Source organism: Campylobacter concisus, assembly GCF_050447445.1.
In the GTDB taxonomy this organism is placed as follows: Bacteria; Campylobacterota; Campylobacteria; order Campylobacterales; family Campylobacteraceae; genus Campylobacter_A; species Campylobacter_A concisus_BI.
The window spans coordinates 1,632,587-1,645,841 of sequence record NZ_JALMFW010000001.1 but is presented as its reverse complement, the minus strand read 5'-3'; the positions used below and the strand labels follow the sequence as shown (position 1 = coordinate 1,645,841).

Annotated in this window: 16 protein-coding genes and 1 pseudogene; 6 read left to right on the top strand and 11 right to left on the bottom strand. The window is 39.5% G+C overall.

Going from position 1 to position 13,255, the window contains the following annotated elements:
• Positions 1–5: 5 nt before the first annotated feature.
• The 5 genes from MTT30_RS08570 to MTT30_RS08550 all read right to left on the bottom strand — a co-directional run bounded on the left by MTT30_RS08570 (position 6) and on the right by MTT30_RS08550 (position 3,584).
• Entirely contained in the window at positions 6–791 is a 786-nt protein-coding gene (locus tag MTT30_RS08570; protein ID WP_429801652.1) for an ABC transporter ATP-binding protein, read from the bottom strand.
• Positions 788–1,810 carry a FecCD family ABC transporter permease gene (locus MTT30_RS08565; protein WP_429801651.1) on the bottom strand — a complete coding sequence of 341 codons (1,023 nt, stop codon included), beginning with the start codon at positions 1,808–1,810 and terminating at the stop codon, positions 788–790. The genes MTT30_RS08570 and MTT30_RS08565 overlap by 4 nt, the downstream gene beginning before the upstream one ends.
• A 41-nt stretch (positions 1,811–1,851) precedes the next feature.
• Positions 1,852–2,154 (bottom strand): hypothetical protein, encoded by a 303-nt coding sequence (locus MTT30_RS08560; RefSeq protein WP_149706643.1) that lies wholly within the window; start codon positions 2,152–2,154, stop codon positions 1,852–1,854.
• Positions 2,155–2,251: 97 nt separating this feature from the next.
• A complete protein-coding gene (ttdA, locus tag MTT30_RS08555) occupies positions 2,252–3,151 on the bottom strand; it encodes a L(+)-tartrate dehydratase subunit alpha (protein WP_429801650.1) in 900 nt (299 codons plus the stop codon).
• 13 nt (positions 3,152–3,164) lie between these two features.
• Positions 3,165–3,584: a DUF2809 domain-containing protein gene (locus tag MTT30_RS08550; protein ID WP_429801649.1), complete on the bottom strand. Its 420-nt coding sequence runs from the start codon at positions 3,582–3,584 to the stop codon at positions 3,165–3,167.
• Positions 3,585–3,827: 243 nt separating this feature from the next.
• On the opposite strand from MTT30_RS08550, the gene MTT30_RS08545 reads away from it, so the two are divergent.
• The 4 genes from MTT30_RS08545 to MTT30_RS08530 are packed head-to-tail and all read left to right on the top strand — an operon-like array spanning position 3,828 to position 6,617.
• The gene (locus tag MTT30_RS08545) at positions 3,828–4,886 is read left to right on the top strand and encodes a hypothetical protein (RefSeq protein WP_429801648.1); all 1,059 of its coding nucleotides are present in this window, start codon (positions 3,828–3,830) and stop codon (positions 4,884–4,886) included.
• Positions 4,864–5,232, top strand: coding sequence for an ASCH domain-containing protein (locus MTT30_RS08540; protein WP_103580452.1), 369 nt, complete (start codon positions 4,864–4,866; stop codon positions 5,230–5,232). Before MTT30_RS08545 ends, MTT30_RS08540 begins: the two co-directional genes overlap by 23 nt.
• 10 nt (positions 5,233–5,242) lie before the next feature.
• Positions 5,243–6,157 carry a hypothetical protein gene (locus tag MTT30_RS08535; protein ID WP_232037819.1) on the top strand — a complete coding sequence of 305 codons (915 nt, stop codon included), beginning with the start codon at positions 5,243–5,245 and terminating at the stop codon, positions 6,155–6,157.
• Entirely contained in the window at positions 6,144–6,617 is a 474-nt protein-coding gene (locus MTT30_RS08530; RefSeq protein WP_122863436.1) for a GNAT family N-acetyltransferase, read from the top strand. The genes MTT30_RS08535 and MTT30_RS08530 overlap by 14 nt, the downstream gene beginning before the upstream one ends.
• Before the next feature lie 2 nt (positions 6,618–6,619).
• Here the strand turns inward: MTT30_RS08530 and MTT30_RS08525 are convergent, their stop codons facing one another.
• The 6 genes and pseudogenes from MTT30_RS08525 to MTT30_RS08500 all read right to left on the bottom strand — a co-directional run bounded on the left by MTT30_RS08525 (position 6,620) and on the right by MTT30_RS08500 (position 11,471).
• Positions 6,620–6,934 carry a hypothetical protein gene (locus MTT30_RS08525; RefSeq protein ID WP_429801647.1) on the bottom strand — a complete coding sequence of 105 codons (315 nt, stop codon included), beginning with the start codon at positions 6,932–6,934 and terminating at the stop codon, positions 6,620–6,622.
• Positions 6,935–7,030: 96 nt separating this feature from the next.
• Complete coding sequence (gene larB, locus MTT30_RS08520; protein ID WP_429801646.1) at positions 7,031–7,777, bottom strand: nickel pincer cofactor biosynthesis protein LarB; 747 nt, start codon at positions 7,775–7,777, stop codon at positions 7,031–7,033.
• Positions 7,764–8,543: an ATP-dependent sacrificial sulfur transferase LarE gene (gene larE / locus MTT30_RS08515; protein ID WP_122873473.1), complete on the bottom strand. Its 780-nt coding sequence runs from the start codon at positions 8,541–8,543 to the stop codon at positions 7,764–7,766. Before larE ends, larB begins: the two co-directional genes overlap by 14 nt.
• Positions 8,515–9,933 carry a nickel pincer cofactor biosynthesis protein LarC gene (gene larC / locus MTT30_RS08510; RefSeq protein WP_429801645.1) on the bottom strand — a complete coding sequence of 473 codons (1,419 nt, stop codon included), beginning with the start codon at positions 9,931–9,933 and terminating at the stop codon, positions 8,515–8,517. Before larC ends, larE begins: the two co-directional genes overlap by 29 nt.
• 35 nt (positions 9,934–9,968) lie before the next feature.
• Positions 9,969–10,595, bottom strand: a pseudogene (locus MTT30_RS08505) (lactate racemase domain-containing protein); the annotation flags it as partial.
• 156 nt (positions 10,596–10,751) lie between these two features.
• Positions 10,752–11,471 carry a transposase gene (locus MTT30_RS08500; protein WP_083827858.1) on the bottom strand — a complete coding sequence of 240 codons (720 nt, stop codon included), beginning with the start codon at positions 11,469–11,471 and terminating at the stop codon, positions 10,752–10,754.
• 4 nt (positions 11,472–11,475) lie between these two features.
• Between MTT30_RS08500 and MTT30_RS08495 the strand changes: the two genes are divergently transcribed.
• The gene (locus tag MTT30_RS08495) at positions 11,476–11,715 is read left to right on the top strand and encodes a hypothetical protein (RefSeq protein WP_122873470.1); all 240 of its coding nucleotides are present in this window, start codon (positions 11,476–11,478) and stop codon (positions 11,713–11,715) included.
• 304 nt (positions 11,716–12,019) lie between these two features.
• Positions 12,020–13,234, top strand: a complete 1,215-nt coding sequence (locus MTT30_RS08490; protein WP_429801644.1) for an ATP-binding protein — start codon at positions 12,020–12,022, stop codon at positions 13,232–13,234.
• The last annotated feature ends 21 nt before the right edge of the window (positions 13,235–13,255 follow it).

Here is a 13,255-nt window from a genome sequence, read left to right as displayed (position 1 = left end):
CAGTTCTATATGGTTTTATAAGGTGCAACTGTTTTGTATTCAACTTCTTCTGCTTGAAAAATTAAAATTTTAGCTTTGATCTGAAAATACTTTTGTAAGTTATCTTCAGTAATGGCTTTCGAACTTTCATCAAAGGTTGTTTTGTAGTCATTACCGATAAACAAAGTTTTGTTAGATATCTGCAATGCATGACTAGGAAAATGAGTGTTTATTATGCAAGCAGATTTTTTATTTACATTTATATGTTTAATTGCCTCTATGATTCTAATTTGATTCTTCATATCCAGGTTTGACTCCGGTTCATCTAAAATAAGAAGTTTTGGATTAGAAACAAGAGCTCTCGCAATCATAACCATTTGAAGCTCTCCTCCGGATAGCTCATCACAGTATCTATTTGATAGCTTTTCAACTCCTAATTCTTTTAAAGTTTCATAAGCTTTATCATAATCTTCCTTCGTAGGGATATGGAAAAAACTGTTTTCCTTGTCTAAACCCATCACAACCATTTCTAAAACCCCATAACTAAACACACTTTTCTTAACTTGAGGAACATAACTTAAGTTTTCCCATAATTCTTTTTCTGCATATTCATTTATATCTTTGCCGAACAATAAGGCTTTTCCCGTGTCCCATTTTAAAAACCCCATAAGACACCTTAAGAAAGTAGTTTTACCCACCCCATTGGGTCCAAGAATGGACATTACTTCTTCTTCTTTTAAATCAAATGAAATATCTTTTAAAATTTTTCTCTTGTCATATGAAAAAGTACCTTTTTTAACTTGGAGTATCATCTTCTTTCTCCCGAATTCTTTCTAAGTATAGTTATGAATAATGGCGCACCTATAAATGCTGTTAATATTGAAATTGGAATTTCATTGCTTGTAGCTGCTCTTGCAAAGGTATCTATCAGTAATAAATAAATTGCTCCCATAACACAACAAGTTGGAATAAGGTACCTATTATCATTTCCGATAACCATTCTCGCCAAATGGGGAATTATTAAACCTATCCATCCTATAATTCCACATACAGAAACTGTAGTTGCAGTTATCAATGTTGAGAGTAAGATAACCACAATACGTAATTTTTTTACATTAATTCCTAAAGACCTAGCCTCATCAGAATCTAGAGATAAAAGATTCAATTTCCACCTTAATAGAAAGAAGCCGAAAATACAAGGTATTATTATTATTGAACAAATAACAAGGTCTCTATAGGATACACTTGCTAAACTTCCCATCAACCACATAGTGATAGTTGGAAGCTTATCTTCCGGATCTGCTATATATTTAATAAATGATATTGAAGCATCAAATAGTGACTTTACAATTACTCCGGATAAAACTAACACATACAAATCTGTTCGTTTTTTTACTCTGGATAGGTTTAAAACTATATAAACTGCTAAAAGCCCCAGAAGCAAAGAAACATGCTGAGTCACTATCATGTCTAGGGATAATAATATAGATAAAGCCGCCCCAAAACCTGCTCCTGAAGACACCCCTAGTAAGTCCGGGCTAACTAAAGGGTTTGAAAAAACAGTTTGATATGCTGCTCCTGCCAGTGATAGCCCTGCACCTACTAAAACTGCCATAAGTATTCTAGGTAGTCTTATGTCAATTACTACACTAGTTTCATGTACGCCTAAGCCGCTAACATCTCCGGTTATTGTTTTGTATATAATCATAAATGCTTCATAGGGGCTAACCGGATATCTTCCTAGACAAATAAAAGTTAGTATTAAAAGCAATAGCAATACAGAGAGAACCAATATGCATAATTTTTTATTCTTAAAGAAACCTTTCCCCATTTATCTACTCTTTCTAATTAATAGTTATATTATAGCACTTGTTATATTTGAAAGTCAAGATATTGATACGCATATTCATCTTTAAAATGGTCATCATCATACTCTTCATATACATAATCATAATTTAACCTAAAATGCACATTACCAATGTACGCATCTACCATTGTTGTGTTAGCAGTCGGTTTTTTAGTGTAGGCTTCTATGGTCAGGCTTGCTGGCATAAAAGAGTTTTGGTAGTTAAATTCACTCCTAGCAATAACACATTTTTCATTTAGGTATGAATTGCAAAATTCTAAAAACTTAGCTCCTAATTCATCTGCTAGCTCTCTTTGTGTGCTAGCCAAATCTACAAACTGATGTGCCCCGTGAGGTAGATCACGTCGCCGATCTTGATATCCGCTAGATCCTCGGGCGCGATCGGCGTGGTTAAAATTTTCTTACTCATAGCGCAAACTCCTTGTGCGATTTTACGGCAAAATTTAGCCCCGCGTCCCAGACGATGTGCCCTTTACGGTGCAACCAGCAGCCCACGTTTACGGCGACGGCGATGACGCTAGGATGGCGAGCGCAGTTTTCGATATGCACGCCCATCACGGAGCTTGCGCCGCTCATGCCCTGCGGGCCCAGGCCGATCTTATTTATGCCATCTTCGAGCAGCTTTTCGGTTAGCGCGGCGCGTTCGTTTGGATTATGCGAGCCAAGCGGTCTCATCAGCGCCTTTTTAGATAGCAAGGACGCCATGTCGATCGAGGTGCCGATGCCTACGCCCACTAGCAGCGGAGGACAGGCGTTTATGCCGTAGCTGGTCATTATATCCATGACGAATTTCACGACGCCCTCATAGCCCATGCCAGGCATCAGCACGGTCGCCTTGCCAGGTAGGCTACAGCCGCCGCCCGCCATGTAGGTGTGGATTTCGCACTCGCCGCTATCTGGCACTATCTCCCAAAATACGCTCGGCGTGCCCTTGCCGACGTTTTTGCCGGTGTTGTACTCGTCAAACGTCTCGACGCTGTTGTGGCGCAGCGGAGCCTCGCGTGTCGCTCTCAGTACGGCCTCTCGTAGTAGCTCCTCAAGCTCGCCGATGAGCGGGAAATTTGCGCCACAGCGGACAAAAAACTGGATCACGCCCGTATCCTGGCAGGACGGACGGTCTAGCTCCTTGGCTAGGCGCTGGTTTTCAAACATCGTTTTGTAGATCTCCTTTGCCAGCGGCTGCGTCTCGCGCTCACTAAGCTCGCTTAGCTTCGCCGTCACGTCGTCAGGCAGCACTTTGCCCGTGTAGCCGACGAATTTCGCCATGACCTCGGTCATCTTTTGCACGGCTCTTTCTTTATCCATCGCTTCTCCTTTGTCAAATTTTACTTTCAAATTTTTCATAAGCGCCCGCCAGGACGCAGCCTGCAGCGTAGCAGAGCAGATCGGCGAAATCAAACGTTCCGCCGATCATTACTTTTAAAATTTTATTTTCTACGCCTAGAATTTGCACCGCGCCAAAATACTGCGCGAGCTCCAAGGCTGCCGCGAACGCGAAAATTTTAAACGGCAAATTTAAAGGCGGCGCGTTAAAAATAACCCGTGTCAAAACATAAAGCAAGATGACGGCCAGAACGTCACCCGCGTAGTGGCGCACGAAACCGCCCTTTACGCAGATCGCTATGTAAATTTCAGCCGCTAAAATCAGGACTGCCATGACCAAAAACGCTAGCCTCGTTCGCACGCTTTGCCTTTTTACTAGAGCTTCCTTTTGTAAGCTTAAATTTATCTCTTGCAACGCTTTCCTTTTAAATTTAGCCTTCAAATTTAGCTGTAAAAACCACGTTTCAAATCAAAGTGGGCTAAAACATCACATTTTTCACTTTGATTTGAAACGTAAATTTTTTTAATCTTTTTATTATCGTTTTAAATTCAAAAAATACCTTTAAAGATCCTTGCCGATATTGCGACGATGGCTTTAAAAGAATAAAATTAGATAATCTTTGATACAATTGCTTGGAAAATTTCAAGAGGTGTTAAAATGTCAAATATCCAAGAGAAATATATACGTGAAATTAACACATCTGATTCCTTTTTCGACTCTTTAAGGCAAGACTATAAAGGTTTTGATACATGGATAGCGAAAAAAGCGGACGCTGGCGAAAAAGCATATATACTCTTTGATGATACCAAGATAGTGGCTTTTTTGTATCTAAAAATAGAAAGCTCAATAGATAATACGGATATAAGTCCGGCACTTGACACAAATGTGACATGGCTAAAGATAGGAACTCTTAAAATAGATGCGCATGGGACAAAGCTTGGAGAGCGTATTATAAAGAAGATTTTTGATTTTGCCGTAGCAAACAATATTTATAATATCTATGTAACGTCTTTTGAAAAACAAGCACCTTTAATAAAATTATTAAAAAGATATGGGTTTGTCCAGCACGGCAAAAAAATCAATGAGCTAGTATTAATAAAAAATATACCGACTCAAGTGCAGGCACTAAAAAATGATATACTGCTGGACTATCCGGCTATTAATGCGACAAGCGACAAATATCTTTTAAGTATATACCCAAAATATCATACTGGTATGTTCTCGGACTCTATGCTAAACACAGAAAGCTATGACATACTAAAAGACATGTCTGAATCAAATAGTATTCATAAGGTGTATATAACGGAAATGAAAGGTGTCGAGCAACTCAAGAGAGGCGACTGCTTGCTCATTTATAGAACAAAAGATAAAAATGCCCAAAGCGCGAACTACTCATCCGTCGTAACCTCCTTGTGTGTTGTAGAAGAATATAAAGATTTATCCAGTTTTAGTGACTTGTATGATTTCATCAAGTACTGCAAGCCTCATAATATATTTACTGATGATGAATTAGAGAATATATTTATCAAAAAAAGTTACACAAAAATAATAAAAATGGCATACAATATATCATTTAAAAGACGTGTTATTTTAAAGAAGATTAGAGAAATTATAGGTTACGAAGAAGCCTACTGGGGTTTTGTGAAGCTTACAGATGAGGCTTTTTTTGCAATTTTAAAAGAAGGTTTAGTAAATGACAGCATTATTATCCATTAAGCCGGAATTCGCTGAGGCTATTTTTGATGGTACGAAAAAATTTGAGTTTAGAAAGGTAAAATTTAAAAAAAACGTTAATAAGATTAAAGTATATGCCACAAAGCCAGTTGGAAAAATTATAGGAGAATTTATAGTTGATAATATTTTGGAGGCAAGCCCAGAAGAGCTATGGGATAAAACGAGTATGGACGCTGGCATAGATAAAGAAAGATATCTAAAATACTTTAATGGCAAGAGTACCGGTTTTGCCATTAAGATTAAATCCGCAAATAAATATAAAGAGGCAATTTGTCCTTATTTGCAATACCCAAATTTTGTGGCACCACAATCGTTTATGTATATTTAGGAATGTAAAGATGAAAATAAACCCATATTGCACACAAGCTATATTTATAAATTTAGATTCAGATATCGCCGATAAAATAGAAGCAGTACTACATTTAAATATATTTTTGCCAAACGATAGAGAGTATTCGTATATAGAAATAGGTATATTGATTTCTAGAAAAGAGTATAATAATCTTGATAGAAATTTTAATATAGAGATCATGTTTCCATTTGACATACTTAAGGATGAATTTATAGACATAAAAGATAAGCTTCGTGATGGTAAGACATTAAATATGATTTTTAACGAAGAGACTCATTTGGATAAAAATAAATTAAATTTTAGACTAAGAGAATATAAGCTTGGAGATATAAAACTTTGTAAGACCACTATAAATAGCGATTCTAGTATAACAATGAGTGTAGAAGAAAAACAGAAAAACAGCTATTTTAGATTTAGGATTAAGAATATTAGAGATAAGATAACAGATACTGTTCTTTCAGATACAAAAGTCAATCCGTTTATAAAAATGATAAAAACAATTGGAATTTCAATAAATTTAGATAGGCAATTTACTAAACAATCAGACAAAAGGATAAAATTTAAAGAAATTAATACTTTCGTTATACTTGACTCTACAACTGAATTGATTGAAAAAAGCAGACCTATAAAAAGCTTTAGGGTTTTAGAAGATAATCTATGGAATCAATATATAGGAAGTGATGCAAATCAAAAAATGACGGTCTATCAATTTAAAGATAAAATATTAGGCGACGGTACGATAGACAATTATCAGCTTTTCTTAAAAAGCCTTCATCATAAAAGCTCAAAATTCGAAAAATATAAATTCTTATCATTCGTAATATTTGTGGCCATAATATCTAATGCTATTTACAATGCTATTTGCTGCTTATTAAAACGGTTTTTTAATGTTACCTTTTGACAATACAATCGACCTAACACTGCATCATACCCAGCTGATAAAGGCAGAGATACAGAATAAATATACATTATATAACTATATCAAAGATGCAAAAAAATACTATCCAAGTTTTGATATTTGGTATTTTACAAATGTACTGCCGTCATTAAAAGACGGGACAAAAAAAATTATAACTTCCTGTGATGATAATAATCTCAGGGGTCTTGCTATACTAAAATATAACGAAAAAAAATTATGCCACTTATCTGTTATGCCCCCTTATAAAAATAAAGGCTACGGCATAAAACTTTTTAAGCAAAGCTTTATAGAATTAGAAACAGAAAAGCCTTTCCTGACAGTGTCCGAAGAAAAATTAATAGAATTTAAAAAAGTATTTGATTACTTTGAATTTGAACTTACAGACATTATAGATGGGTATTACCGAAAAGGCAAAAAAGAGTATTTTTATAATCAAATATAATCCTACCCCTCAAACTCCAGATAAATCATATAGCTTATAGTGTTTAGATTGTGCGATACGCTTTTAATACTAAATTTTACATTTTCAAGTCTGGTTACGCCGGTTATTTTTAGTTTTATGCCGGCCCTTAGTTCTCTACCAGTGGCGGTAAGCGAGCCGTTTATTCCGCCGCGTCGTAGTTCGTTTAGCTTGGCTTCGCCCTTTTTAAAGGCTTCATTGTCTGATTTTGGCTCGGGGACATTTAGCTTATAGGTTTGCTCTCCGCCGCCGATCTTAGCTTGTTTATCTTTACCGTCTTTACTATCGTGCCACTGCACTATTACGGCTTGGTAGCTGTTGCGGTTTGCTTCTGTGATCGATAGGCTCTCGCACTCAAATTTATTCCGTTTATTTGTCTGAGTGCGGGCGTAATTTTACAAATGATTTATCAGACTTGCATTATACGCAGCGCCAAAGCCGTTATCGATATTTACGACGCTAACGCCGTTTGCGCAGCTGTTTAGCATCGCTAGTAGCGCCGCTAGCCCGCCGAAACTCGCGCCGTATCCCACGCTGGTGGGCACCGCGATCACCGGCACGCTCACGAGGCCTGCTAGCACGCTAGCTAGCGCACCCTCCATGCCGGCGACCGCGATCACGACCTTTGCGCCGCGTATCTGCTCTAAATTTGCGATCAGCCTGTGCAGCCCCGCCACGCCCGCGTCGCTAAATTTGCGCGCGTCGTTGCCTAGAAATCTCGCCGTCTCGTACGCCTCCTCCACTACCGCGCCGTCGGTGGTGCCTGCGGAGACTATCGCGATGTAGCTTTGCGTGAGCGCGGGCTTGCTAAATTTGACGCTGATGATGCGGCCGCGAGCGTTAAACTCCGCCTGCGGCAAGATTTCGCGCACCCGCTCAAAAACCCGCTCGTTCGTGCGCGTGATTAGGATATTTTGCTCTCTCGCGCCGATCGCTTCTGCGATGCGTAAAATTTCATCATCCGTTTTGCCCTCGCCGTAGATCACCTCGCCCGCGCCGTTTCGCAGGGCGCGCTGAGTGTCGATTTTGGCGCAGCCCACGTCGCTAAAAGGAAAATCCCGTAAAAACTCTATCGCTTCGCGTTCGCTTTTTTCGCCCGATTTTACGGTACGGATGAAATTTAAAGCCTCATCTTTCGTCATTTAAAATCTCCCCGCGAAGCCCCTTTAAATCAAGCAAAATATCATACTCGCCAAGCGCGGCGATCTCGCGTACGACGGCGCTAAAATCTCCCGCGCAAAAGCGCCTAGTCTCGCTCGCACCCATTTGCAGCTTAAAGGCTTTGCCGTCAAATCGCGCGCGAATGTTTAAAAATCCGTGCGAGATTAGCAGATTTTCGGCTCGCTCCACGAGCGAAATTTCCTCCGCGGAAAACTCCCTATCGTGCGGTAAACGCGTCAGAAGGCACGCGTAGCTGGGCTTATCCGCGGTCGGCAGTCCAAGCTCGCGGCTAAGCTCTCTAATCTCTGATTTTTTGAGGCCTTTAAGCGGCGAAAGCACGCCAAGCTCGTCTTTTGCTTTAAGCCCCGGGCGGTATTCGCCAAGGTCGTCTAAGTTCGTACCGTCGGCGACGTTTGTAAAGCCTAGATGCTTTGCCAGCTCGATTAGTCGCGTAAAAACCGCCTTTTTACAGACGTAGCAGCGATCTTGCGGATTATTTTTTACCGCTTCGGGTGCTTCTAGCTCTAAAATTTCATGCCTGATGCCGTAAGTACGGGTAAATTCCATCGCCTCTTTTATCTCGCGCCCCGACATATAGGGCGATTTTAGCGTGATAGCTACCGCGCGCCGGCCTAGCGTATCGGCAGCAACGCGCAACAGTAGCGAGCTATCCACGCCGCCGCTAAACGCTACGGCTAAATTTTCCAGCTTTTTTATATCATTTTTTAGAATTTCTAGTTTCGTCATATTTTTTTAAAGTCTCGTTTCTAACCTCGCGGATCGTCGTTTGAAATCTCTGCGCGGCTTTTCTGCAGTCCTCGAATTCGGGCTTGATTTTTAAAATTTCGGGGTAATTTCGGGCTAAATTTTCGTCCGTTAAATTTTGTTCGGCGTTAAAATCGCAAACTCGGCCACGCGAAATTTTAAGCCTTATTTTGCCGTATTTAGTCTCTACCTCGCAAAACTCGCGCGCAAGCTCCGTTTTCCTCACGGCGCACTCTCTAACTCCGATCGCCGTCGTATGCGCGAAAATTAGCCCCTTTATCCGCGCGGCGTCCTGCTTGCGGCACAGCGCGTTTAGCTCAAAGCCCGCGCGCCCCTTTTTCATAAAAATAGACCTGCTAAATACGTCCAGCGCGCCGCTATCTCGCAAAATATCGCACGCAAAGGCAAAGCTCTCGGCGTCCATGTCGTCGATATTAGTGGAGATTAAAATCCGCTCGCAAAGCTCGCCATAGCCGATCTGCACGCTCAAATTTGGCTCATCTCTCAAGCCTAAATCCTCGCTCGTTTCGCAAAGTATCACGCGAAGCGCGTTGGCAAAATCTGCGACGTCTTTATCGCCAGCGCCGTAGCCCGTGCTTAAAATTTTAAAATTTCGCGGCGACTCGCGGCGGTCTTGCTCCCTTAAATTTAGTGCGCAGGCCTTTAAAATCGCCGCTCCTGTGGGCGTAGTCATCTCGAAATTCGCTCGCCCTAGGCTTACTTGCGCGCCTTTTAAAATTTCGCAAACCGCAGGCGCCGGTACGGTCAGCCTGCCGTGAGCGCAGTGCGCAAAACCGCCGCCAAGCTCGATAGGCGAAGCAAAAATTTGCGGCGCACCCAAGGCCTCCAAGCAAATAGCCGCGCCCACTACGTCCGCGATGCTGTCCGCGGCGCCCACTTCGTGGAAATGTACTTGCTCTGCGCTGGTGCCGTGGATTTTGGCCTCGGCCTGCGCGATAACGCTAAAAATTTTGCTTGCCGTTTTTTTTACGAAAGCGCTTAGGCTAGAACCCTCGATAAGCTCTAAAATCTGCGTGAAATTTCGCGGATGCGGATGGTTTTGGGCGGGCTTATCCGCTCTAAATTCGGCGCCGTGAATTTTGCCGTTTAAATTTTGACGCGGGCTAAATTTAGCGCCTAAGAGGGCAAGCGGAATTTGGCTCAGATTTGCCGCGCAAACGACGTCTATTTTGGTTGCGGAGATACCGCATTTTAGCACTTTGCGCTTGCGTAGGTAAAATTCGCTAGCTAAATTTAGCTTAGCAAGCTGGGCGCAAAGATAGCTAAAATCCGCGCCCAGATCCACCAGAGCGGCCAAGTTCATATCGCCGCTGATGCCAGCGCTCGCGTCGTAATATAAAATTTTAGCCAAGCCTAGGCCTTAGGCACCGTCATCGAGCCAAACGGCAGGATGATGATTTTGGCGTCGGAGCTTAGTGCGAGCTTGTGGTTTTGCGTGATGCTCTCATACGACGCTGTGCCCGGCAAAAAGGCCTTTCTGCCGCCCGTGTAGCCCGCGAAATAGTGCGGCTCGACCGAGCCTATGACGATCACCTTTTTCGCCTCTGCTACGATTTTGTTTAGATACATCTGCGTGCCGTTTTTGCTCTCGCCTAAAAATACCATCTCGTCGTGCTTGGAGTCGTGATCGTGAACTTCGCCTTTGGCGTTAAGCTCCGCGTAAATTTCTTTGCCGAATATCATCTCGTACTCATCGAGCGTGCCCTCTCTATGGCAGCCGGTGGCGATGATGAAAATTTTATTTTTCTCGCGGATTTTTGGGTAAATTTGCTTTAAAATTTTAGCTGTAGGAGTCGGACGAGTGCCGTCGTTTACGATGATGACGATTTTTTCATCGCCAGCGATCAACTCATCAAAGCTTTTTTGATTTATCGGATTTGCCAGAGCCTTTGCGATGAGTGCCGTTTCGTCGAATTTAGCCACGGGGTTGGGGTTAAAAACTCCCAGTAAATTTTTTTCCGGAACGCTTAGGTCGATGATATCATCTTTGCCGTAGCGAATAGGAATTTGCACGTTTGCTCCTTAAGTATAATCATTAATTTTTTATCTTAGGATTATATATAAATTTTTCTTTTAAATGTATTTAAAAAGGGTATTCAATTTTTAAATTTATAGAGCGGATAAAATTTATTATGGTTCTTTGTCAATAGTGGGGGTGTAAAAACACCTCTATCTATTGCAAAGACGTAAATATATCAATTTTCTAAATCTTTCATAGTTTCTTAGTCCATAAGATACTCTTTTTATTACTTTTATTTTGTTGTTATTTCCTTCTACAAACCCATTGTTTATTTTATATTCTACTATATTTATTATCTCTTTTTTCCAACTTGTTATTGTATCTGCTAGTTTTATACTTTGCTTTATATTAAATACTCTCAATTTTTCAATTAATTGCTCTATTCTCCTTCTCATTGTCTTTACTGTCTTGCTCTCAAACATCTTGTAAAATTCTTTTATTATTCTATACATCTTTTTCAATGTCTTATCTACTTTTAATATCTCTTTTAATATTTCTTTTTGTCTTTGACTAAACTGACTTATTGGGCTTTTACTTAGTATTTTCCAATATTTTTTTAACTTCTTATACTTTTCATTGTCTTTGTTAAATAATTCTACTCTTAAATCTCTTAATGCCCATATCCCTTGTCTTATTACATGATATTTATCTGCTACTATTTGGGCCTGAACTATATTACTATTTATTACGCTTCTAAATGGCTTAAACATATCCATTACAACTACTTGTGGTTGTATTTCAAATTCGTTTATTATATTTTTTATTGTTTGTGAATGTCTATTTCTTAATATATCTACTAGTTTACGGTTTTTATCATACATCGCTAGCTGATATTTCTCTTTTTCTATATTTCCTTTAAATTCGTCTATATATATGACTGATGTATCTGGAGAGGTTTGTCTTTTTAGGGCGATTGCGTTTTATGAGGGAGATATTAAGCATATTTATTTTGTCGCAGAGACTAAAGGGTCTATGAACTCTATGCAACTTCGCCAAATCGAAGAATCTAAAATTCACTGCGCAAAGGAGCATTTTAAGGCTATAAGCAATGATAGCGTGGTCTATGACGTAGTGGATAGCTATAAATCACTACTGGATAAAGTTATGAGGTAAAAAATTTATTAGGAAGTTAGGTCGCAGTATAAAAGAGCCTGTGCAATATTCCAAAAATGGTTATTGTGCTGCTCCTTTTGAGGGAAAATTTGACTGCCATTTGTCAATATGAAAATCTGAGGTGATATTGCTTAAAACTCTACCAATAAAATACTCAGTATGATAGAAAATCACAGCGACTGACTTAATCTTACCAGTTTTAATTCGAATTAAATTTAAATATACAATTATCTTAACCAAAACATCCTTGCAAATTTATATAAATTATAGTATTATACTCCTAAATATTTAAGGATAAAATACTATGTACATCAAACGAGCCATAAGCGATGAAATAAAAGAGTATATGAAAAGCTTTCCAGTGCTTTTGATAAGCGGAGCTAGACAAGTTGGCAAATCAACCCTTGCTTTAAATTTAGATATACCAAACTACGTGACGCTTGATGATATAAATATCTATGAAGCAGCGAGAAACGATCCAAAAGGCTTTATAGAACATTGCGAGAAGCCTATCGTGATAGATGAGATACAAAGAGTTCCCATACTGCTTCTAGCCATAAAAGAATTTGTAGATAAAGATAGAACAAACGGGCAGTTCATACTAACTGGCTCTGCAAATTTAAAAGGCTTTAAAGATATATCAGACTCACTTGCTGGTAGGATAGGCATAGTGGAACTCTACCCGCTTTCTCAAAAAGAGTTAAGTCATAGTCATGAAAATTTGATAGATATTTTAAGTAGCGATATAGGCCATCTGGTGTTTAGAAAATATGACAACGACGGCTTATCTGAAAAGATCATAAATGGCGGTTACCCAGAGATCACAAAGATAAGCTCTGAAAAATCAAAATATCTCTGGTTTAGCTCATATATAAGAACATATATAGAATCAGACGCCAAAGAGATAGGTAACATAAGAAACATGGATAAATTTATCACTATGTACCGCCTATGTATGCTAAGAAGTGGCAATATCTTTAACAAAAACGAGCTATGCTTGGAGTCTGGGCTTGATAATAAGACATTTGATAGCTATTTTAGCGTACTAGAGCATACATACCAGATCCAAAAGCTTCAGCCGTATTTTAATAATGCTCTAAAAAGGCTTATAAAAACACCTAAAATTTTTGCTACTGACACCGGAGTACTATCGCATCTGCTACAAATTTCATCACCAAATGAGCTTGCTAGCTCGCCATACAAAGGCGCAATATATGAAACATTTGTATTTGACGAACTTCTAAAAGCAAATACTAGTAGTAAAAAACGAGCCAATATATACTACTACCGAACGAGCGATCAAAAAGAGATTGATTTTATACTTGAGATATCCGGTAAAGTCATAGCGGTAGAGGTCAAATCTTCAAAAACTATCAGTAAAGATGACTTTAAGCATATCTACCACTTAAAAGAGAATTTGCAAAGTAAATTTGATAAAGGAGTAGTCTTTTACGCCGGAGATACGGCTATAAAACTAGATGATGATATGTTTGCATTGCCGTTTGGTTTTATGGGGTGAGTGATGGCTAATAATTTGGCT